22 protein-coding genes and 1 pseudogene are annotated in these 19,252 nt (G+C 75.4%); 8 read left to right on the top strand and 15 right to left on the bottom strand.

All coding sequences use genetic code 11. From position 1 onward, the window contains the following. The first annotated feature begins 20 nt into the window (after positions 1-20). The gene (locus tag HWY08_RS10865) at positions 21-647 is read left to right on the top strand and encodes a hypothetical protein (protein ID WP_176064908.1); all 627 of its coding nucleotides are present in this window, start codon (positions 21-23) and stop codon (positions 645-647) included. Positions 648-667: 20 nt separating this feature from the next. Here HWY08_RS10865 and HWY08_RS10860 read toward each other — a convergent pair whose 3' ends face one another. The 15 genes and pseudogenes from HWY08_RS10860 to HWY08_RS10790 form a co-directional block, all read right to left on the bottom strand. Continuing rightward, entirely contained in the window at positions 668-1,051 is a 384-nt protein-coding gene (locus HWY08_RS10860; protein ID WP_176064906.1) for a hypothetical protein, read from the bottom strand. Continuing rightward, the gene (locus HWY08_RS10855; protein ID WP_176065088.1) at positions 1,048-1,437 is read right to left on the bottom strand and encodes a (deoxy)nucleoside triphosphate pyrophosphohydrolase; all 390 of its coding nucleotides are present in this window, start codon (positions 1,435-1,437) and stop codon (positions 1,048-1,050) included. The genes HWY08_RS10860 and HWY08_RS10855 overlap by 4 nt, the downstream gene beginning before the upstream one ends. Positions 1,438-1,439: 2 nt before the next feature. Continuing rightward, positions 1,440-2,519, bottom strand: a complete 1,080-nt coding sequence (locus HWY08_RS10850; RefSeq protein WP_235969570.1) for an outer membrane protein assembly factor BamB family protein — start codon at positions 2,517-2,519, stop codon at positions 1,440-1,442. Next, a complete protein-coding gene (locus HWY08_RS10845) occupies positions 2,519-3,235 on the bottom strand; it encodes a tetratricopeptide repeat protein (RefSeq protein WP_176064904.1) in 717 nt (238 codons plus the stop codon). Before HWY08_RS10845 ends, HWY08_RS10850 begins: the two co-directional genes overlap by 1 nt. Before the next feature lie 63 nt (positions 3,236-3,298). Beyond that, positions 3,299-4,699 carry a ribosome biogenesis GTPase Der gene (gene der, locus HWY08_RS10840; RefSeq protein ID WP_176064902.1) on the bottom strand — a complete coding sequence of 467 codons (1,401 nt, stop codon included), beginning with the start codon at positions 4,697-4,699 and terminating at the stop codon, positions 3,299-3,301. 21 nt (positions 4,700-4,720) lie between these two features. Next, complete coding sequence (era, locus tag HWY08_RS10835) at positions 4,721-5,662, bottom strand: GTPase Era (RefSeq protein ID WP_176064899.1); 942 nt, start codon at positions 5,660-5,662, stop codon at positions 4,721-4,723. After that, entirely contained in the window at positions 5,663-6,193 is a 531-nt protein-coding gene (locus tag HWY08_RS10830) for a peptidylprolyl isomerase (protein ID WP_371869325.1), read from the bottom strand. It lies immediately after the preceding gene. Next, on the bottom strand, positions 6,184-6,852 hold the full coding sequence (locus HWY08_RS10825) for a peptidylprolyl isomerase (protein ID WP_176064896.1): 669 nt from the start codon (positions 6,850-6,852) through the stop codon (positions 6,184-6,186). Before HWY08_RS10825 ends, HWY08_RS10830 begins: the two co-directional genes overlap by 10 nt. A 374-nt stretch (positions 6,853-7,226) precedes the next feature. Continuing rightward, a pseudogene (gene rnc, locus HWY08_RS10820) lies at positions 7,227-7,997 on the bottom strand (ribonuclease III); the annotation flags it as partial. A 17-nt stretch (positions 7,998-8,014) separates the two neighbouring features. Continuing rightward, complete coding sequence (gene meaB, locus HWY08_RS10815; RefSeq protein WP_176064894.1) at positions 8,015-9,034, bottom strand: methylmalonyl Co-A mutase-associated GTPase MeaB; 1,020 nt, start codon at positions 9,032-9,034, stop codon at positions 8,015-8,017. 124 nt (positions 9,035-9,158) lie between these two features. Then, the gene (locus tag HWY08_RS10810) at positions 9,159-9,542 is read right to left on the bottom strand and encodes a response regulator (protein WP_176064892.1); all 384 of its coding nucleotides are present in this window, start codon (positions 9,540-9,542) and stop codon (positions 9,159-9,161) included. 360 nt (positions 9,543-9,902) lie between these two features. After that, positions 9,903-10,568 carry a transposase gene (locus HWY08_RS10805; RefSeq protein WP_176064889.1) on the bottom strand — a complete coding sequence of 222 codons (666 nt, stop codon included), beginning with the start codon at positions 10,566-10,568 and terminating at the stop codon, positions 9,903-9,905. Positions 10,569-10,759: 191 nt separating this feature from the next. Next, positions 10,760-11,536 (bottom strand): enoyl-CoA hydratase-related protein, encoded by a 777-nt coding sequence (locus tag HWY08_RS10800; RefSeq protein WP_176064887.1) that lies wholly within the window; start codon positions 11,534-11,536, stop codon positions 10,760-10,762. 1 nt (position 11,537) lies between these two features. Continuing rightward, a complete protein-coding gene (locus HWY08_RS10795) occupies positions 11,538-12,482 on the bottom strand; it encodes a hydroxymethylglutaryl-CoA lyase (protein ID WP_176064885.1) in 945 nt (314 codons plus the stop codon). Between the two features lie 60 nt (positions 12,483-12,542). After that, positions 12,543-12,962 (bottom strand): cobalamin B12-binding domain-containing protein, encoded by a 420-nt coding sequence (locus HWY08_RS10790; protein WP_176064883.1) that lies wholly within the window; start codon positions 12,960-12,962, stop codon positions 12,543-12,545. 86 nt (positions 12,963-13,048) lie between these two features. On the opposite strand from HWY08_RS10790, the gene HWY08_RS10785 reads away from it, so the two are divergent. From HWY08_RS10785 to HWY08_RS10755, 7 genes are all read left to right on the top strand, one after another. Continuing rightward, a complete protein-coding gene (locus HWY08_RS10785) occupies positions 13,049-14,311 on the top strand; it encodes a phospholipase (RefSeq protein ID WP_176064881.1) in 1,263 nt (420 codons plus the stop codon). A 127-nt stretch (positions 14,312-14,438) separates the two neighbouring features. Further along, complete coding sequence (locus HWY08_RS10780; protein WP_176064879.1) at positions 14,439-15,620, top strand: hypothetical protein; 1,182 nt, start codon at positions 14,439-14,441, stop codon at positions 15,618-15,620. 129 nt (positions 15,621-15,749) lie between these two features. Then, a complete protein-coding gene (locus HWY08_RS10775; RefSeq protein WP_176064876.1) occupies positions 15,750-16,346 on the top strand; it encodes an RNA polymerase sigma factor in 597 nt (198 codons plus the stop codon). Beyond that, positions 16,343-16,813 carry a zf-HC2 domain-containing protein gene (locus tag HWY08_RS10770; RefSeq protein WP_176064874.1) on the top strand — a complete coding sequence of 157 codons (471 nt, stop codon included), beginning with the start codon at positions 16,343-16,345 and terminating at the stop codon, positions 16,811-16,813. The genes HWY08_RS10775 and HWY08_RS10770 overlap by 4 nt, the downstream gene beginning before the upstream one ends. Next, positions 16,810-17,322: a DUF3106 domain-containing protein gene (locus HWY08_RS10765; protein ID WP_176064872.1), complete on the top strand. Its 513-nt coding sequence runs from the start codon at positions 16,810-16,812 to the stop codon at positions 17,320-17,322. Before HWY08_RS10770 ends, HWY08_RS10765 begins: the two co-directional genes overlap by 4 nt. Before the next feature lie 27 nt (positions 17,323-17,349). Further along, a complete protein-coding gene (locus HWY08_RS10760) occupies positions 17,350-18,975 on the top strand; it encodes a hypothetical protein (protein ID WP_176064870.1) in 1,626 nt (541 codons plus the stop codon). Further along, positions 18,975-19,250, top strand: coding sequence for a hypothetical protein (locus tag HWY08_RS10755; RefSeq protein WP_176064868.1), 276 nt, complete (start codon positions 18,975-18,977; stop codon positions 19,248-19,250). The genes HWY08_RS10760 and HWY08_RS10755 overlap by 1 nt, the downstream gene beginning before the upstream one ends. Positions 19,251-19,252 lie beyond the last annotated feature (2 nt).

Below are 19,252 nucleotides of genomic sequence, written 5' to 3'. Positions count from 1 at the left end.
GCCGTGCTAGCTTGCATTCCGTGAACAAGAACGCCGCCTTCGCGGCGGGGGTCGCGCTCGCCCTCGCCTGTACCCGTCCGGCGACTCCTCCCCCGCTGCCCGACGCCTCGCCGCCCGCCGCCGAGGGCGCGGACGGCGGCGGCGCGGCGCCTCCACCTCCGGGGGAGTCGGCCGAGTTCGCGGCCGACGCCGGGAGCCCGGCCGACTCCGCACCCGCACCCGCACCCGCACCTGCGGCTCCGGCCGCCCCGGCCGCGCTGCCGGTCACGGCCGCGCTGGCGCACGTGGGGAGCCAGGTGACGCCGCTCGCGCGGGAGGGCGCAACGCTCCTCGACCCGGGCGCGACCTTCGAGCTCGAGGTGGCGGTGCACCTCGCGGACGGCCGGCTCTCGCTGCGCGACGAGGTGGACGCGATGGTGGCGTCGACCGGCACCACCGAGCTCGGCGAGGGCACGAGCCGGTATCGGCTCGCGCCGGACGAGCCGCTGCGGCCGGGCTCGCGCTACACGCTCCACCTCGACGGCGCGGTGACGCGCGAGCTGCACGGTGCGGACGGCCACGCCTTCGCGCCGCTGGCGCTCCAGCTCAAGACGAGCGGCGAGCGGCCCGCCCCTCCGCCGCGGAAGAAGCGCGGCTCGCGGCGCTAGCCGGGCGGCGCGGCCGCTCGTCAGCGCCGCGGCACGAGCTCGCGCCCGGCCGACCGCAGCGCCAGGCACTGCTCCTCGAACGCGCGCCGGCCTTCCAGGACGGCGGCGGCGCGCGAGCCGGCGCCGGCGAAGGAGGCGGGCGGCGGCCGCGCCATGACCGCGGCGCTGTCGCCGAGGAAGCTGTCGTTGAGCGCGCCCGCCTGCGCCTCGCCCCGGTCGACCTGGGCGGCGGCGGAGAGCGCCGCGTCGTCGAGCCAGGCCGGCAGCGCGCCGCGCCGGCAGGCGTCGACCTCGGCCCGGCGGCGCTCGGCCGGATCGCCCGGCGGCGAGGGCACGCGCAGCGGGCTGAGGCAGGCCCCGAGGAGGAGCGCCGCGCCGGCCCCGCGGAGCGTCCGGCGGCTCATGCCCGCTCCAGGAGCGGCAGGACGGGCACGTCCGCCTCGCAGAACGGGCGGGTCGCGAGGGTGCCCTCCTCGGCCCACTCGATCGCGGCTACCCCCAGCGGGCGCGGCTCGACGCCGGCCGGGAGCGCGCAGGCATAGAAGGCGAGCTCCACCTCGAGATCGGGGTAGCGGTGGTGGTGGCGCAGCACGAGCTCGCCGACCTCGAGCTCGCAGCCGAGCTCCTCCGCGATCTCCCGCCGGAGCGCGTCCGGCTCCGACTCGCCCGGCTCCACCTTGCCGCCCGGGAACTCCCACAGGCCCCCGCGCTCCGCGCCCTCGAGCCTGCGCGAGACGAGGAGCTCGCGGCCGCGGCGGATGACCGCCGCCACCACCCGCACGCGCCGCAGGCTCACGACAGGTCCAGCGCCAGGAGATCGCCGCCGTTGGAGAGCACGTACAGGCGCGAGCCCACCCACCCCGGCGAGGCCGAGACGCCCGTCCCCGGGTCGAACACGCGCAGCACGCGCCCCTGCCGCGTGTCGATCCAGAGCAGCCCGCCGCCGTTCGGCACCGCGGCGCGCCCGTTCAGCACCACCGGCTCGCCCGCCGGGGCGCCGTCGAGCGGCAGCGTCCAGCGGACCGCGCCGTCCGCCGGCGCGATGCCCAGCACCTGGGTGTTCGTGACCGCGACGAGCAGCCCCGCGCCGAGCGCCAGCCGGCTCGGGGCGGGCGTCTTCACCTCCCACGCCTGCTGGCCGGTCTTGGCGTCGAGGGCGTAGACCGCGCCCGAGTAGGCGGCGGCGAAGAGCCGGCCGCCCTGCACCCGCAGCGCGTCCACGTCGGTGAAGTCGCCCTTCGGCGCGACGAGGCGCTCCCACTGCACCGTCCCGGTGAGGAGGTCGAGCGCGGCGACGTGGCCGTCGGACCAGGCGCCGTACACGACCGGGCCCGCCACCACCGGCGCGGCGGCGCCGTGGATGGTGAAGCCCTCGCGCTGCTCCCGGCGGTGATGCCAGCGCCAGGCGCCGGTCTTCGCGTCCACCGCGACGAGCGTGTCCTGCAGGGTCATGGCGACGACGAGCCCGGCCGCGACCGCCGGCGTCGTCCCCACCTCCTCCTGCGCGTCGTACTTCCAGCGGAGCTGTCCCGAGCCGAGGTCGACCGCGTAGAGGAAGCCGTCGCTCGAGCCGGCGTAGACCGCGTCGCCCTCGATGCGCGGCGGCGCCTCGAACCGGCCGCCGGCCCGCAGCTCCCAGGCGAGCTCGCCCTCGGCCGAGTAGGCGCGCAGCCAGCCGTCGCGGGTCCCGACCACGAGCCGCCCGGTGGTGGCGTCGACCGCGGGGCCGCCGCTCTCGCGGGCCTTCCACTCGAGCGACACCGGCTCGACGAGCTGCTTCTGCCAGCGCACGGTCCACAGGCGGACCGGCGCAGGCGGCAGCTGGGTCGCGACGCTCGCCTGCGCCGCCAGGACCAGCGCGAGGAGGCTCATCAGCGGCCCAGCCGCGCCAGGCGCTCCTGCGCCTCGACCGCGAGCGGGGAGTCCTTGGGGAGGGCCTCGAGCGCCTTCTGCGCCTCGTCCTTCTTGCCGGCCTTCACGAGCACCCGGGCGCGCTCCAGCGTCGCGCGGTCCTTGAAGAAGTCGATCTGGGTCGCCTTCTCGTAGGTGGCGGCGGCCGCGGCGAGGTCCCCCTTGCCCTCCTGCGCGCGCGCCAGCCCGTCGAGCCCGCCGAAGCGCAGGGCGTCGTCGGCGGGCGCCTTGTCGAGGAAGGTCTGGTACGCGGCGATCGCCGGGTCCCACGCGCCGAGCGCGAGCTGGGCGTCGCCCTCGAGCAGCGCGGCGGTGGCGGCGGCGCGGCTCGCGCCGTGGCGCGCCCGCACCTGGCCGGCCGCCTCCAGCACCGCCCGCTGCTTCTCCTCGTTCGTCTTGTACGTGCGGGCGACGCCGGGCAGCGGGATGGAGGAGACCTCGCCGCTCGCCACGTCGATGGCGCGGTAGAGCAGGCTGCCGGCGGCGGTGCGCTGGCTGTCGAGGTAGGCGGAGAAGGCGATCACCAGAGCGAGCACGGCGAAGGCCGCGACGCCCGCGAGGAGGATCTGGCGGCGCCGCTGCGACGCCCAGCGCGTCGCCTCGGTGGCGGCCACCTGGAACTTGTCCGGGCCCTTCATCTCCTTGCGGGTGAGCTCGTGGTGGGCGGTCTTGGACATGGGGCCTCTCGGCAGGAAATGCTTGGAAATCCGGCGCAATGTAGGCGGCGCCGGCGCGCCCGGTCAAGCCTTCTTCGCCCCGGGCGGTGGCCGGCTGCGCCGCTGGCGCTCCTTGTAGACGAGCCGCAGCGGGACCTCGAGCCCGAACGCCTCGCGGAACCGGTTCTCGACGTAGCGCTGGTAGTGCTCGTTCACCGACTCGGGCCGGTTGCACTGGATGACGAACGTCGGCGGCGCGTAGGCGACCTGGGCGACGTAGTAGAGCTTCACCCGGCGCCCGCGCACCAGCGGCGCGGGGTGGCTGACCTGGATGCGCTCCAGGAGCTCGTTCATGGCGTGGGTGGGGAAACGGGCGCGGTACTGCTCCATGAGGCGCGCCGCGGTGTCGAGCACCTTCGCGACGCCCTTCCCGGTGCGGCCGGAGGTGAAGATCATCGGCGCCCAGGCGACGAAGGGCAGCCGCTTCGCGAGCTCGTCGCGGTACCAGGCCTGGGTCGCCCCGCCCTGCTCGCCCAGGTCCCACTTGTTCACCACCACCACCAGCGCCCGGCCCTTCTCCGCCACCATCCCCAGCAGGCGCGCGTCCTGCTCCACGCCCGCCTCGCCGGCGTCGAGCAGGCAGGCCACCACCTCCGACTCGTCGATGCAGCGCATGGCGCGCAGCACCGAGTAGGCCTCGACCTTCTGGGCCACCCCGCTCTTGCGCCGGATGCCGGCGGTGTCGGTGACGATGAACTGCTGGCCCTTGTGCTCGACCGCCGAGTCGATGGCGTCCCGGGTGGTGCCGGGCACGTCGGAGACGACGAACCGCTCCTGGCCGAGGAGCGCGTTCACGAAGGTGCTCTTGCCGACGTTGGGCCGGCCGACGATCGCCAGGCGGATGGGGCCCCTCGGCGCGTCCGCGCCCTCCTCGGGCAGCTCCTCGGCCGCCTCGGGCGGCGGCGGGGCGCGCGGGACGGCGAGGCGCTGGAGGACGGCCTCGGCCAGCTCCGAGACGCCGCGCGCGTGCTCGGCGGAGACCGGGAAGACCTCGCCCAGCCCGAGCCGGTGGAACTCGGCGATGGGGAGGTCGCCCTCGTGCCGGGCGGCGTCGACCTTGTTCACGGCGACGAACAGCGGCTTGCCGGAGCGGCGGAGCAGGTCCGCCACCGCCTGGTCGACGCTGGTCAGCCCCTCGCGCCCGTCCACGACCAGCACCACCGCCGCGGCCTCCTCGACCGCGAGCTGTGCCTGGCGCTGCACGAGCGCGTTGAGGGGCTCGCCGCCGCCCGCGTCCGGCTCGAAGCCGCCGGTGTCGACCACCGAGAACTCGCGCCCGTCCCACTCCGCGTCGGCGTAGTTGCGGTCGCGGGTGACGCCGGGGACGTCCTCCACGATGGCGAGCCGCCGGCCCGCGAGGCGGTTGAAGAGCGTCGACTTGCCGACGTTGGGGCGCCCGACGAGGGCGACGAGAGGACGGGGCACGGAGGGCTTGTAACACGGACGCTAAAGCCCGTGCTTCCGCAGCGCGTCCTCGCGCTCGCTCCAGCGCTCGTCCACCTTCACGTGCAGCTCGAGGAAGACCTTGCAGCCGAGCAGGCGCTCCAGCCCGGTGCGGGCGGCGGTGCCGATCTCCTTCAGCAGGGCGCCGCGCTTGCCGATGACGATGCCCTTCTGGCTCTCGCGCTCGACGTAGATGGTGGCGGCGACGCGGACCAGGCCGTGGCGCCCCTTCTCCCGCTCGGTCTCGTCGAACGCCTCCACCGCCACCGCGGCCGCGTACGGGATCTCCTGCCGCGTCTGCAGCATGACCTGCTCGCGCACGTACTCCGCCGCGAGCTGGCGCTCCGCCTGGTCGGTCAGCACGTCCGGCGGGAAGAGCGGCTGCTCGGCCTCGGGGACGAGGCGCGCCAGCGTGCGGAGGAGGTCGTCGACGTTCTCGTCGCGCAGCGCCGAGAAGGGCACCACCTCGGTCCAGGCGTGCAGCTCGCGATAGGCGGCGATGACCGGGAGGATCGCCTCCTTGGGGGCGCGGTCGATCTTGGAGATGCCGAGCACGGCCGGCTTCCCGCTGCGCTTCACCTCCTCGATGATCCAGCGGGTCGCCTCGCCCACCTCCACCCGGCCCTCCGGCCCGGTGCCCGCCTCGACCAGCAGGAGCGCGACGTCCACCTCGGAGAGGGTGCTGAGCCCCACCTCGACCATGCGGCGGTTGAGGGGCCCCTCGGCGCGGTGGAGCCCGGGCGTGTCGAAGAAGGCGAGCTGCGCGCCGGGGCCGTTCCACACCCCGAGGATGCGGGTGCGGGTGGTCTGCGGCCGCGGCGAGACGATCGCGATCTTCTCGCGCAGCACGCGGTTGAGCAGCGTCGACTTCCCGACGTTGGGGCGGCCGAGGATCGCGACGAAGCCGGCGCGGAAGGCCGCGGCGGTCGGGGTGGGAGGTCCCACTTAAGGCTGCGCGCCGCGCGTGATCGTGATCTTCTCGAGCTTCGTCTTGCCGTTGCCGCCGCGCGCGATCTTGGGGACGAGCTCGAAGCCCTTCACCACCTCGCCGAAGATGGTGTGGCCGCGGTTGAGGTGCGGGGTCGGGACCTCCGTGATGAAGAACTGCGAGCCGTTCGTGTTCGGCCCGGCGTTCGCCATGGCGAGCAGGCCCGGCTTGTCGAACTTGTTGTCGGGGCCGATCTCGTCCCCGAAGCGGAAGCCGGGGCCGCCGTAGCCGGTGCCGAGCGGGTCGCCGCCCTGGATCATGAAGTCCGGGATGACGCGGTGGAACACGGTGCCGTCGTAGAGCGGCCGCTTCACCTTCTGGTTCGAGGTGGGGTCGGTCCACTCCTTCGTGCCCTCGACCAGGCCGAGGAAGTTCTCCACGGTCTGGGGCGCCTTCTCGGGCAGGAGCTTCACCACCAGGTCACCGGCGGAGGTCTTGAACGTCGCGTAGATGGGATCGGCCATGGGCGGCTCCGGGGTCACTGGCAGGTGGGCTTCGTCTTCGAGATGACGACCTTCTCGAGCGTCGTCTTGCTGTTGCCGAGGCGGGCGATCTTGCCCACCAGGTCGCAGCCGCACACGCCCTCGCCGAAGCGGACGTAGCCGCACAGGCCGGAGGGGCTGCGGTCGCACTTGACGGGGTTGAGGTGCAGCGTCGGCACCTCGGTGATGAAGAACTGCGAGCCGTTGGAGTTCGGGCCGGAGTTCGCGTAGGCGAGCTGGCACGGCTGGTCGAAGAAGTGCTCGCTCGCCTCGAGCTCGTCGGGGATGGCGTAGCCGGGGCCGCCGACGCCGAGGCCGAGCGGGTCGCCGCCCTGGATCATGAACCCGGGGATGACGCGGTGGAACACGGTCCCGTCGTAGAGCGGCTTCTGCACCCGCTGGCCGGTGCGCGGGTCGGTCCAGGCCTTCTTGCCCTCGGCCAGGTCGACGAAGTTCTTCACCGCGTTGGGCTTCTGCTCCGGGAAGAGCCGGACGCCGATCTTGCCCTGGCTGGTGACGAAGGTGGCGTAGAGCTCCTTGGGCGCGGCGGCCTTGGGGGCCGCCTTCTTGGCGGGCGCGGGCTTGGGCGCCTCGGGCGGCGTCTGCGCGGGCGCGAGAGCGGGCGCGAGGCACAGGGCGAGCGCGAGCAGGGCGGGTCTCGTCATGCGCGGCATGCTAGCGACCGGGCGGCGCGGTCGCAACGAAATGCTCGTCAGCTGCGGGCCTTGCGCGGCGGCGCCGCCTTGCGCGCCGCTTTACGCACGGTCGCGGCCGGCTTGCGCCCCGCTGCGCGCGCGGGCGCCGCCTTCTTGGGCCGCGGCTTGCGGGGCGCGGTGGTCCGCTTCTCCGCGCGGCCGGGCGGGGCGAGCGGGGGCGCGGCCTCCGGAACTTTGGTCTCGGCCGCCGGCGGGGGGAGCGGGAGGGTGGCCGCGGCCGGGGATTCGTCGCGTTCGGCGGGCGCGGCGGCGAGCGGCGCGGGCTCGCCCGGCGCACGTGCTCCCTCGCTCGGCGTCGCGGGGGGAGAGCTCTCCAGGGGGGCGGGCTCCGCAGCTGGCATCGCCGCCGGCACCTCCGCGGCGCGCGCGCTGAGCGCCTCGAGGGCCAGCTTCGCGGCCGCCTGCTCCGCGTCCTTCTTGGAGCGGCCGGTGCCGCGGCCGACGACCTCGCCCTTGAGCTCGGCCTCCACGTCGAACACCTTCGAGTGATCGGGGCCGTGCTCGGCCACCACCCGGTAGCGGGGCGAGGCGCGGACGCGGCTCTGGGCGAGCTCCTGCAGCTGCGTCTTGTAGTCGCGGTCGAGCGTGCCGGCGGCGGCGCGGGCGAAGGCCTCGCCGAGGAAGCGGTCGAGCAGGGCCAGCACCGGCTCGAGCCCGCCCCCCAGGTAGAGGGCGGCGACCACCGCCTCCATGGCGTCGGCGAGGAGCGAGCTCTTCTCGCGGCCTCCGGTCAGCTCCTCGCCGCGGCCGAGGCGCAGCAGCGGCCCGAGGTCGAGCGCCCGCGCGATGCGCGCGAGCCCCGCCTCGTCCACCACCGCCGCGCGGATCTTGGAGAGCTCGCCCTCGCGCGCGGCGGGGAAGCGCTCCATGAGCCGGTGCGAGACGGCGAGATCGAGGACGGCGTCGCCCAGGAACTCCAGCCGCTCGTTGTCGGCCAGCCCGTCGCCGCGGTGCTCGTTCACGAACGACTTGTGGGTGATGGCGGCGAGGGCGACGTCCGGCCGCTGGAAGGTCTGACCCAGGCGCGCTTCGAGCGCCTCGACGGCGGGATCGCGGGCGGGGTGGCCGGGTGGGGTCGGCGAGGGAGGCTCCATGGCGTGCGGCATCTCTTTCACGCGCCCAGGCGCGCGGCAAGCTCGTCCGCGAGGCGGAACGGGTCCTCGACGTGGTCGGCGATGCGGGCGGCGAGGGCGTCGAGGTGACCCTCCTCGGCCGCCAGCCGCTCGAGCGCGCCGGCGAGAAGCCGGTCGCGGAGCAGGGCCAGGAACGCGGCGCGGGCCCGGGCCACCTCGCGCGCCCGGCGCTGGCCGGTGGCCTCGAGGTGCTGGCGGTGGCGCTCGATGGCGGCGAGGAGGTCCCCCACCCCCTCGTCCCGGACCGCCACCGTCTTCACGATCGGCGGCTCCCAGAAGGCGGGATCGTCTGGGCTCCAGGCGGGCGACCCGCGCAGCTCGTGCGCGGCGTCGTGCTCCAGGCCGGGGCGGGTCGCGGTCTGCCGGCGCAGCTCGAGCATCTGCTGCAGGTCGCGCACGGTGCGGTCGGCGCCCTCCCGGTCGGCCTTGTTGACCGCGAAGACGTCGGCGATCTCGAGCACGCCCGCCTTGATGGCCTGCACGTCGTCGCCGAGCCCCGGCACCGCCACCACCACCACCGTGTGCGCCAGCGCCGCGACCTCGATCTCGTCCTGGCCCACGCCGACCGTCTCGACCACCACCACGTCCTTGCCCATGGCGTCCATCACGGCCACCACGCCGGCGGTGGCGCGCGAGAGGCCGCCCAGGTTGCCGCGGGTGGCCATGGAGCGGATGAAGACGCCCGGGTCGAGCGCGTGGTCCTGCATTCGGATGCGGTCGCCCAGGATGGCGCCGCCGGTGTACGGGCTGGTCGGGTCGACCGCCACCACCCCCACCGTCTTGCCGGCGGCGCGGTGGTGAGCGACCAGCCGGTCGGTGAGCGAGGACTTGCCGGCCCCGGGGGCGCCGGTGAGGCCCACCACGAAGGCGCGGCCGGTGCGCGGGAAGAGCTCCTGCAGCGCGGCGCGCGCCGACGGCACGGCGTCGTCGAGGTCGCGCATGAGCCGCGCGGCGGCGCGGACGTCTCCCTGGAGGACGCGGTCGGCGATGGAGGTCATGGGGGCTGAGGCGCAGCCTACCCCAGGACCTCGCGCGCGATCACCCTCTGCTGCGCGGGTCCGTCCCGCGGCGGCGGCTGGCCGGGGCCGGCTGCGCCGCGCCAGGCGAGGGCTGGAGGCGTGCTCACGCGGCGGCGGCGCCGCCCGGCGGCGGCGGTGGGGCCCGGCCGGTGAGCTCCTCCACGGCGGCGAGGAGCGCCTCCAGGTCGAACGGCTTGCGCAGGACGCGCTCCGTCTCGACGCCCGGCCTGTCGCTCGCGGTTACCACGATCACCGGGATGTTCGCGACCGCCGGTCGGCGCTGCTTCTTCGCCTCCAGGAACTCCCACCCGCTCATGACGGGCATCATGAGGTCCAGCACCACGACGCCGGGCTGTGCCGCGTCGAGGGCGCGAAGCCCCTCGCGGCCGTCGCGCGCCTCCCGGACGTCGAACCCCTCCGTCGACAGCAGCTCCGCGATGCACTCGCGGATGGCCGCGTCGTCGTCCACGACGAGAACTCGTTGCATCCGGCCCGTGTAACAGCGCCTACACGGTATGCAACACACGGGCGAGCGAGGGTGCGCGGCTGGGGCGGGCGGGCTTCGGTGCCGGACGAGAACCTTTGCTTCGGGCTTCGGTGCCGGACGAGAACCTTTCAATGAAACAGGGGGATTGGGGAACGCCAGTGGCCCCGGAACTCGCGGAGAGCCGATGTCCGGGCGAACGGCTAGCGACCAGCCGTCAGAAAGCGGAGAGAGAGGCTCGTCCGGCCGAGGGCGCGCGCAGAAGGAGTGGCGCGCGAAGGCTAGGACGACGCTCGGACAAAGCCAGGCCAGCAGCAGCCAGCCCGACGCTGCACCGCACCGCTCAGGCGGACGTCGAGCTCGTCAGCCTGGCGGCGAGAGCCCGCAGGCGAGGAGCCGCCGGGCGAGCCACGAGGCCTCGCCGACGAACGGCGCCTCGACCAGGTCGGAGCGGCGAACCAGCAGCGGCTTCAGAAAGCGCTGCGCGAAGAGGTGCAGGTAGTTCTTGCGGCGCTGCGGCCCGGTCGCGCCGAGCGCCAGGTACTCCGGCGCGTCGGTGATGAGATCGTTCGGCTCGCCGTAGGCATAGTGCCGGTGGCTGGACCACTTCCAGGCAGCGGCCGAGCGGGTCAGCTTGGCCCGCACCGGGTTGAGGTCGCCGTAGCGCATGACCTCGAGCTGATGGCGGCCGTCCTGGATGAGCGGGGAACGTAGGCGCTCCATGACGACCTGCCCGCGGCCCTTGGTCCGCCGATTGTACCAGCGGGCGAACCCCCAGTTGACGAGCTTCCAGAAGTCGCTGAAGGCGCGCTGCCCGCGGGTGGCCGTGCACATGACGTGCGGGTGGGTACCCATGAGGCAGTAAGAGAGGATCTGGATTCCGAACTTCTCTTTGTACTTCCGGACGAGTGCGAGGAACTTCTCGCAGGCCTCGTCGCAATCGAGCACGAGACTGAAGCCGTGGCTCCGCCACGTGCAGTGGTTGGTGGAGTTCTCCTCGACCAGGAGGCGGCGTGGGATCCGGGACACTGCGAGCCAGCGAGAGCAAGCGGCGCGCCAGGTCGGGGCTGACGATGGGCTGACGATGTCCGGCACCCGCGCCCTACGATGTCCGGCACCCGCGCCCCCCGCGCCCCGCGCCGCGCCCATGTCCGGCACCCGCGCCCGGCACCCGCGCCACCCTCACCGCCGTCGGCCGAAGCTCGCGCCCCCCGAAGCGCTCACTCCCCCGTGAACACCGGCCGCCGCTTCTCGGCGAACGCCGCCAGCGCCTCCAGCCGGTCCTTCGTGCCGAGGCAGTCCTGGTACAGCTGGTGCTCCAGGTCGAGCGCGTCCGCGAGCGGCAGGTGCAGGCCGCCGTCGATGGCGCGCTTCGCCTGCCGCAGCGAGACCGGCGCGTTGCGCGCCACCTCGGCCGCCATCTCCAGCGCCGCCTCGCGCAGCCGCTCCGGCGGCGCGACCCGGGTGACGACGCCGTACGCGAGCGCCTCGGCCGCGCCCAGCCGGCGCGCGGTCAGGACGAGGTCCTTCGCCCGCGCCACGCCCACCGCGCGCGCGAGCCGCTGCGTGCCGCCGCCGCCGGGGATGATGCCGAGCCCCACCTCTGGCAGACCCAGCTCGGCCGAGCTGGACATGACGCGCAGGTCGCAGGCGAGCGCGAGCTCGAACCCGCCGCCGAGCGCGAAGCCGTTCAACGCCGCCAGGAACACCTTGGGTGACGCCTCGAAGCCGAGGAGGCCCTCGCGCAGCTCGCGGTGGAAGGCGTGCACCTCCTCCTCGCTCATGCGCGCCCGCTCCTTCAGGTCCGCGCCGGCGCAGAAGGCGCGGTCCCCTCCCCCGGTCACGACGACGCACCGCACCTCGCGGCGGGCCGCGACGCGCGCCAGCTCGGCGTGGAGCCCCTGGAGCATGGCGCGCGTGATGGAGTTCCGCCGCGCGGCGCCGTCGATGGTCCAGACCTCGATCGCGCCGCGGTCCTCGACGAGCCACTCGGCCATCTCAGCCTTCCTTTCCAGCGAGGAGGGTGCGCGACGCCAGCTCCGCCTGCAGCGCCTTCCCGGGCAGCGGCCGCCCCACCAGCCGCTGCGCCAGCTCCCCCGCGGCGATGAGGAGCGGCCAGTCGACGCCGGTCTCGTAGCCCATGCCGTGCAGCATGTAGACGAGGTCCTCGGTGGCGAGGTTGCCGGCCGCGCCCGGCGCGTACGGGCACCCGCCGAGCCCGCCCACCGAGGCGTCGAAGGTGGTGAGCCCGGCCTCGAGGCCGACGAGCACGTTCGCGAGCGCGGTGCCGCGGGTATCGTGCATGTGGAGCGCGAGCTGCTCCGGTCGGGCGCGGGCGAGGGCGAGCTCGAGCAGGCGCCGCGCCTGGTTGGGCGTGCCGACCCCGATCGTGTCGCCGAGCGACACCTGGTAGCACCCGAGCGCGAGCAGGCGCTCGGTCACCTCCACCACGCGCTCCGGCGCCACCGCGCCCTCGTACGGGCAGCCGAACGCCGTCGAGACGTAGCCCCGCACCCGCAGTCCCTTCGCGAGCGCGGGCGGCACCACCTCCTCGAAGGCGGCGTAGGTCTCGGCGAGGCTCTTGTGGATGTTCTTCTGGTTGTGCGACTCGGAGGCGGACATGAACACCGCCGCGTCCACCGGCGCGGCGCCCGGCCCGGCCGCGGCGCGCGCCGCGAGGAGCCGCTCGAGGCCCTTCGCGTTCGGCACCAGCACGAGGTAGCGGAGCCCGCCGCGGGGGGGCAGCGCGGCGACCACGTCGCCGGCGTCCGCCAGCGCCGGGATCCACTTCGGGGAGACGAAGCTCGTCGCCTCGATCCGCGGCAGCCCGGCGTCGGCCAGGAGCCGCAGCAGGCGGAGCTTCTCCGGCGTGGGGACGACCCGCGCCTCGTTCTGCAGCCCGTCGCGCGGGCCGACCTCGTAGACGGTGACGCGCGTCGGCATGCTCACTCCCTTAAGCCCGCGGCGCGCCGCCCGCCGCGCGGGGCGAGAGGTCCGGCGCGGTCAGGCCGCCTCGGCGCGGGGCCGGATGTGCTCGCGGATCCAGTCGATGATGACCTGGGTGGAGGCGCCGGGCAGGAACACCTCGGAGACGCCCTTCTCCTTCAGCCGGGGCACGTCGTCCTGCGGGATGATCCCGCCCCCGAAGACCACCACCTCGCCCGCGCCCTTCTCGCGCAGGAGGTCCACCACCGCCGGGAAGAGCGTCATGTGGGCGCCCGACATGATGGACATGCCGACGGCGTCGACGTCCTCCTGCAGCGCGGTCGCGACGATCATCTCGGGCGTCTGGTGCAGGCCGGTGTAGATGACCTCGAAGCCGGCATCGCGGAGGGCGCGGGCGATGATCTTGGCACCGCGATCGTGGCCGTCGAGCCCGGGCTTGGCGACGATGATGCGGAGCTTCCGCTGCGGGGTGGCCATGGGGTTCTCCGTTGCGCGAGGGGGCGAACGCGATTGTACTACATGCCGCCCGCCCGCCTCGCGAAACCGAGCGCCCCCGGCCGCCCATGCCCTTCGCCCTCGCCCTGCTCCTCGCCCTCCCCGCCCTGGCCCGCGCCTGGGACGGGCACGCCGCCCTGACCTGGGCCGCCCTCTCCGGCGAGCCGGCCGTCGCGGCGGCCGCACCGACGGTCGCGGAGCCGGTGGAGGCGTTCCTGGCCGCCGAGGGCGAGGGGCTGGCGGCGCTGCTCGAGGCGGAGGAGGCCTGGGCGCGCGCCCACGTGCCGCGGTACCCGCCGCGCCCGGAGGCGCTCCGCTTCGACCCGCGCGGCGACCCGGCCACGGCGCGGGTGCGCTTCCTCGAGGCGCTGCGCGTGAACCCCGCCCTGCCGCTCACCCCCCACGTGCAGGAGCTCCCCGGCCAGGCGGGAGGCGGCCGCCCGGAGCTCGCCTGGCCGAGCGTCGGGACCCTGCCCACCCCGCCCCATCCCGGGCGCCTCGTGTTTCGCGCCCTCCGCGCGGGCGAGCCCGTCCCCCCGCTGGAGGTGGTCGCGAGCGCCAGCGACGAGCCCGACCACGGCCTCGACGTGGGCCTGTTCGAGGACAGCGGCACGCCCTTCGGCGCGCGCTACGGCTACGGCAAGGCGCCCTTCGGCGATCCCCGCCTCCCCTTCGCCACCCAGGCGCCCTTCCACATGGGCTTCTTCCACGAGGCGCGGCTCCTCACCCTGCTCGCGCCCGCGCTGGCCCGCACCTTCCCGGAGGTGCGGCTCCACGCCTTCGCGTCGCTGGCGCGGTTCGCCTTCGCGCGCGGCCACGCCTACTGGGGGTGGCGCTTCCTGGGCTTCGGGCTCCACTACGCGCAGGACCTGACGCAGCCCTACCACGCGACCGTCTCGCCCGGGACGAGCGCGCTGGAGCTCGCGGCGGTGAGCGCGCTCGACGCGGCGGGCGTGCACGGCCCCCGGCAGCGCCGGCTGGAGCGGCTGAGCGACCTCCACCTGGCGCTCGAGGCGGAGCAGGGCGAGGGGGTCTGGCGCGCGCTCGCGGCCGGCGACGGCGCCGACCCGCTGCTGGCCGCCCTCCGCGACCGCTCGCGCGACGCGGCGCTCGGGCCCTACGACGACGCCGCGCCGCGGGCGCGCCTCTCGGCGGTGGCGAACGGCAAGGCGGCCCGCACCGCCGCGGCGCTGGAGGCGGCGCTCGCGCCGGGCGCGCCGCCGGCCCGGCGCGCGGCGCTCGAGGCGGTGCTGGCGGACCTCCTCCGCGACTGCGGCGCGGCCACCCGGAGCTACGCGAGGGCGGCGCTGGAGCCGCGTCCCGCCTCGTGATGGGGCGGCGGCCGGAGCCGCCCCCAGCGGTTCACCGCAACCTCCGCCGGCCTCCCGGGTTCGACGGGTGGCAGCGAGCACGACAAGCGCTCGCTGCCGAACCGACACCATCCGACCGGAGGTCACCATGCAGCTGCGCCACGCACTCCTCGCCGCCCCGCTCGCCGCCGCCCTGGCTTGCGGCGGCGCCAACGACAACCCGACCACCGGCGGCAGCCAGGCCGCGCTCACCGCGGCCGCGCCGACCTACGCCGCGCTCTCCCTGGACCAGGTCTCGGGCGACACCACCGGCACGGCCCTCGCGACGGCGAGCCCCACCGCCCTCATGACGACCACGCCGGTCGTCGAGGACGGCACCTGCCACCCGCACCTCTTCATGCGCCAGCGCGAGGTGGTGGAGCGGGTGAACCGGCACATCTACAAGGTCCTGCGGCACGTCGAGGCGGTGCTGGCCACCGGCCAGGTGAACCAGACCAACACCTCCGCCACCTGGGAGACGGTCGCGAACGGCATCGACCGCAAGTTCACGGTGACCTTCGTCTCGGGCAGCGTCTACACCTGGGAGCTCGACGTCGGCGCCGCCGGGACGAGCCCCTTGCCGGTGGCCATGACCGGCCAGATCGACCGCAGCGGCACCACCGGCCCGCACCAGGGCAAGGGCACCTTCCACCTCGACTTCGCCGCGCTCCACGCCGGCTTCCCGGCCGAGCAGGTCGCGCAGGGTACCCTCGACGTGCAGTTCGACACGGAAGCCACCGCGCGCACCCTGACGGTGGTCGCGAAGGACGTGAAGTGGGAGCTCGATCCCGCCTGGCTCGACAACTCGACGACGCTCATGGCGGCGCTCTCCGCCCCGCGCAGCGGCTCGTACGTCTTCTTCCGCCAGCCGGGCACCGGCGGCAGCCTCAAGCTCCAGGATCAGATGGTCTTCGCCTGCCCCGCCAACCCGAGCCTCGTGGCCGCCGACGCCCAGCTCGTGACGCGCTGGTTCAAGGCGTCCGACGGCTCGGTCCACGGCCGCTCCGACGCGCTCATGACGGGCGGTCAGCTCGCCCTGCCGGTCGACCGCGTGGTGGCCGTCACCTGCCACCTGGGCGCGGTCGAGGGGCAGACCGAGGCCGAGGGCCTGTGGCTCATGAAGGCGGAGGCGGCGGACGGCACGACGGTGAAGAGCTGGTCGGCCGCGGCGGGCGCGCAGCCGTGCGATCCCCTCTTCGGCGCAGTCCCCGACCTCGCCGACGCGGCGAACGACTTCAAGGACTGGCCGGCCTCTTACTCCGACGGCGTCCCCTACCCGCTCCACCCGTAGCCGAGCCGAGCTCCCGCGGCACCGCGCGCCCCCGGGGTCTCCCCGGGGGCGCGCGCGTCTTTGGCGCCCCCGCGCCGGCGCGGGGGGTTCGGCGCAACCTGCGGGCCGCGGCCGTGTTAGAGGATCCGAATGGCCTCGGACCCCGACGCCGCGCTCATGGTGGCGTTCCAGGGCGGCGACGAGCGGGCCTTCCGGAGCCTCTTCGAGAAGTACGCGCGCCCCATGGTCTCCTTCTGCCACCACTTCGTCCGTGACCAGGCCCGCGCCGAGGAGCTGGCGCAGGACGTCTTCCTCAAGGTCCACCGCAACGCGGCGCGCTACCAGCCGACGGCGCGCTTCAAGACGTTCCTCTACCGGATCGCCTCGAACCACTGCCTGAACGAGCTCCGCCGGGGCGAGTACGCGGGGCGGCGCGCGGTGCAGGACGGCGGGGAGGGGGCGCTGGAGCCGGTCGATCCCGACGCGCTGCCGGGCGTCGCCGCGACCCCCGAGGAGGACGCCGCCGGGCGGGCGCTGGGCCGCGCCGTCGACCTGCTCCTGGCCCGCCTGCCGGAGAAGCAGCGCGCCGCCTTCGTGCTGGGGCGGCTCGAAGGGATGCCGTACGAGGAGGTCGCGGCGGTGCTCGAGACCACCGTCCCGGCCGTGAAGTCCCTGGTGCACCGCGCCACGGTGGCCGCCGCCGCGGCGCTGGCGCCCTACACCTCGGCCGAGGAGGTCGCGCCGTGAAGCACGCCCTGGACGAGCTCACCGCCTACCTCGACGGCGCCCTCGCGCCGGCGGAGCGCGCGGCGGTCGAGGCGCACCTCGCCGCGTGCGGCGAGTGCCGGGCCGCGCGCGACCGGCTCGCGGGCGCGCTCGCCGCGCTGGCGCGCCTGCCCGCCGCCCCGGCTCCCTCCGCCGCCTTCGAGCAGCGCTTCTACGCGCGGCTCGCCGCCGAGCGCGGCGCCCGCGGCGCGCGCCCCGGCCTGCGCGACTGGCTCACCTGGCGCTGGGCGGCGCCCGCGCTCGCCACCGCGGCCGCGGCGACCCTGCTCGTGGTCACGACCAGCCGGCAGCGCAGCCACGAGCGCGCGCTGGCCGAGCACCTCGACCTCCTCGAGAGCTACGAGGTGGTGGCGAGCGTCGGCGCGGTCGAGACGAGCGAGGACGCCGAGGTGGTGGCGCACCTCGACGAGCTGGAGGGCCGGCCGTGAGCGCGCGCCTCCTCGCGGCGCTCGCGCTGGCCGCGAGCCTCGCCGGCCCGGCGCGCACGCTGGCGCAGGCGGCCCCCTCCGCGGGCGGGGACGCCCGCGCCCGCTGGGAGCAGCTCTCGCCGGCGGAGAAGCAGGCGCTGCGCGAGCGGTACGAGCAGTGGAAGGGGCTGCCCGACGACGAGAAGGCCCGGCTCGAGCTGCGGCTCGAGCGGCTCCGCGCGCTGCCGCCGGAGCGGCGGGCCGAGGTCGAGCGCCGCTGGCGCGCCTTCCAGGCGCTGCCGCCGCAGGAGCGCCAGGCCATCCTGCAGCGCTTCGCGCGCTGGCGCGAGCTGCCGCCCGAGCGGCGCGCGCAACTGCGCGCCGCCTTCCAGGAGATCCTGCGGGCGCCGCCCCAGGAGCGGGCGCGCTACCTCGACAACCTGCGCCGGTGGCGCGACATGTCGCCGGCGGAGCGCGAGACCGCCCGCGAGCGGTGGCGGCAGGAGCGGCGCGAGCGCCTCCGCCGCTGAAGCCGTGCCCGGGCTACAATCCTGCGCGTGCGCGCCACCGCCGTCGCGGTCCTGTCGCTGCTCGTCTCGGCCGCCGGCGCCCGCGCCGACGACGGCGACCTGCGCTTCTCGCTCGTCCTGCACGGCCGCTACACCGACCGCGAGAACCTGCCGAGCCCGTCGCTCCTCTTCGACCCCGCGCGGCAGGCCTTCGCCGCCGGCCCCTACCTGCGGCCGCAGGGCTCGGACGCCTACCCCTCCGCGCTCGTCTCGGCCGGCGCCGAGGGGCGCCAGGGCGCGCTCCGCTGGGCCCTCCAGGCCGACACCGGCGAGCTGCGCGGGCAGGCGTTCCCGGCCCGCGCCGAGGTGTGCTTCGCCACCCTCGCCTCCTCCCCCACCGGCCTCGCCCAGCGCGGCAGCGGCAAGTGCAACGTTTTCGTGAACGGCCGGCTGCCGGCGTTCGCCCTCGACGAGGTGCGGCTCATGCCGGCGCAGCTCGCCTCGAACGGCCGACCGTTCGAGGACGAGCTCCGGGGGACGCTCCTCCTGCGGCAGGCCTGGGTGGGCGCGGTCCTGGGCCGGAACGACTTCGCGCTCGTCCGCGTGGGCCGCAAGCGCTTCACCGTCGCCGACGGGTTCGTCCACGACGACTGGGGCACCGGCGCCGAGGCCACCTTCGACCTCGGCGCGCTCGGGCCGTCGTGGGAGCTCGGGGCGTCGCTCTTCTACCCCTCGCGCGACCTCCCGTCCGGCGCCGGCTGGAGCTCGGCCCTCCTCGCGGTGCGCGCCGACTACCTGCCGTCGCTCTTCGAGCACGCCGGCCTCTTCGCCGCCTTCTTCCGGGACCGCTCGAGCGAGCTCGTGGAGCTGTTCCGGGGCAGCCTCTCCGAGCCGGGCGCGGTGCGGCTCGCCGGCCTCGCGCCCGGCACGCCGGCGTTCGCGTACGAGAGCCGGCTCGTGGCGCTGCAGCTCGACCGTCCCTTCACCGGCGACGCCGACGTGGGGTGGGCCGGGACGAGCGGGAGCCTGTCGCTCGGGCGCGTCAAGCTCGACTGGACGGCGGCGCTCGCCTTCGGGCAGCTCACCATCCCCGACGTCACGCTCACCGAGCTCTCGCCGACCCTGGTGCGGACCGCCACCCGGTACCGGACGAACGCGCTCTTCGGCCAGCTGGCGCACCTGCGCGTCGCCGCGCCGGTCGGCGACGCCTGGCGCTTCGGCGGCTTCTTCCTCTACCTCTCCGGCGACGCGCCGCCCGCCGAGAAGGCGCGCCTCGGCGAGCCGGCGCGGTACGGCGGGTTCCTGGGCGTCGCGCCGTTCATCACCGACACCAACATCTTCTTCAACGGCGGCGTGGCGGAGACCTTCGCCGCGCGCCAGGCGACGGCGCCCGGGGTCAACGCGCGCGGGGTGATCGCCCCCGGGCTCAACGCGTCCTGGGAGCCCGCGCCGGCCTTCGGGGTCGACGCGCGCGCGGCTTACCTCGTTGCCCCGGTGGCGGGGCCCTTCGGCGGCCGCGTGTACGGGCCGGAGGCGGACCTGGAGCTCACCTGGTCGCCGGCCGGCTGGCTGACGCTCCTGGCCGAGGCGGACGCGCTCTTCCCGGGCGACTTCTTCGCCGGCCGCGCGACCATCACCAAGGTGGTGGTCGGGTGCGACGTGGTGGCGTTCTGATGCGGGGCCGCGCGGCGCTGGTGGCGGCCGCGCTCTCGGCGCTGACCGCCCTGGCGCGGGCCGCGCCCGGAGAGCCCGGCGGCGCTCGGGACGGCGGCCCCGGCGCCGCAGACGGCGGCGGGCAGGACGGCGGCCAGGCGCCGGATCCCGACCAGGAGGTGATCGATCACCTCGACGAGCTGCAACAGCTCGAGCTCCTGCAGCACCTCGGGCTCGTCGACGAGAGCGGCGACGACGAGCCCGCCGGGGGCCAGCGCGGCGCGCCGCCGCGCTGAGC

The sequence above is a fragment of the Anaeromyxobacter diazotrophicus genome (genome assembly GCF_013340205.1).
GTDB lineage: Bacteria > Myxococcota > Myxococcia > Myxococcales > Anaeromyxobacteraceae > Anaeromyxobacter_A > Anaeromyxobacter_A diazotrophicus.
This window is presented reverse-complemented; position numbering and strand designations above follow the sequence as displayed.

What these genes read in the sequence shown, in the direction of transcription:
- HWY08_RS10860 (WP_176064906.1), bottom strand. Translation starts at nt 1,051, where the DNA reads ATGAGCCGCCGGACGCTCCGCGGGGCCGGCGCGGCGCTCCTCCTCGGG.
- HWY08_RS10850 (WP_235969570.1), bottom strand. Translation starts at nt 2,519, where the DNA reads ATGAGCCTCCTCGCGCTGGTCCTGGCGGCGCAGGCGAGCGTCGCGACC.
- HWY08_RS10845 (WP_176064904.1), bottom strand. Translation starts at nt 3,235, where the DNA reads ATGTCCAAGACCGCCCACCACGAGCTCACCCGCAAGGAGATGAAGGGC.
- HWY08_RS10825 (WP_176064896.1), bottom strand. Translation starts at nt 6,852, where the DNA reads ATGACGAGACCCGCCCTGCTCGCGCTCGCCCTGTGCCTCGCGCCCGCT.
- meaB (WP_176064894.1), bottom strand. Translation starts at nt 9,034, where the DNA reads ATGACCTCCATCGCCGACCGCGTCCTCCAGGGAGACGTCCGCGCCGCC.
- HWY08_RS10810 (WP_176064892.1), bottom strand. Translation starts at nt 9,542, where the DNA reads ATGCAACGAGTTCTCGTCGTGGACGACGACGCGGCCATCCGCGAGTGC.
- HWY08_RS10800 (WP_176064887.1), bottom strand. Translation starts at nt 11,536, where the DNA reads ATGGCCGAGTGGCTCGTCGAGGACCGCGGCGCGATCGAGGTCTGGACC.
- HWY08_RS10795 (WP_176064885.1), bottom strand. Translation starts at nt 12,482, where the DNA reads ATGCCGACGCGCGTCACCGTCTACGAGGTCGGCCCGCGCGACGGGCTG.
- HWY08_RS10790 (WP_176064883.1), bottom strand. Translation starts at nt 12,962, where the DNA reads ATGGCCACCCCGCAGCGGAAGCTCCGCATCATCGTCGCCAAGCCCGGG.
- HWY08_RS10785 (WP_176064881.1), top strand. Translation starts at nt 13,049, where the DNA reads ATGCCCTTCGCCCTCGCCCTGCTCCTCGCCCTCCCCGCCCTGGCCCGC.
- HWY08_RS10780 (WP_176064879.1), top strand. Translation starts at nt 14,439, where the DNA reads ATGCAGCTGCGCCACGCACTCCTCGCCGCCCCGCTCGCCGCCGCCCTG.
- HWY08_RS10775 (WP_176064876.1), top strand. Translation starts at nt 15,750, where the DNA reads ATGGCCTCGGACCCCGACGCCGCGCTCATGGTGGCGTTCCAGGGCGGC.
- HWY08_RS10755 (WP_176064868.1), top strand. Translation starts at nt 18,975, where the DNA reads ATGCGGGGCCGCGCGGCGCTGGTGGCGGCCGCGCTCTCGGCGCTGACC.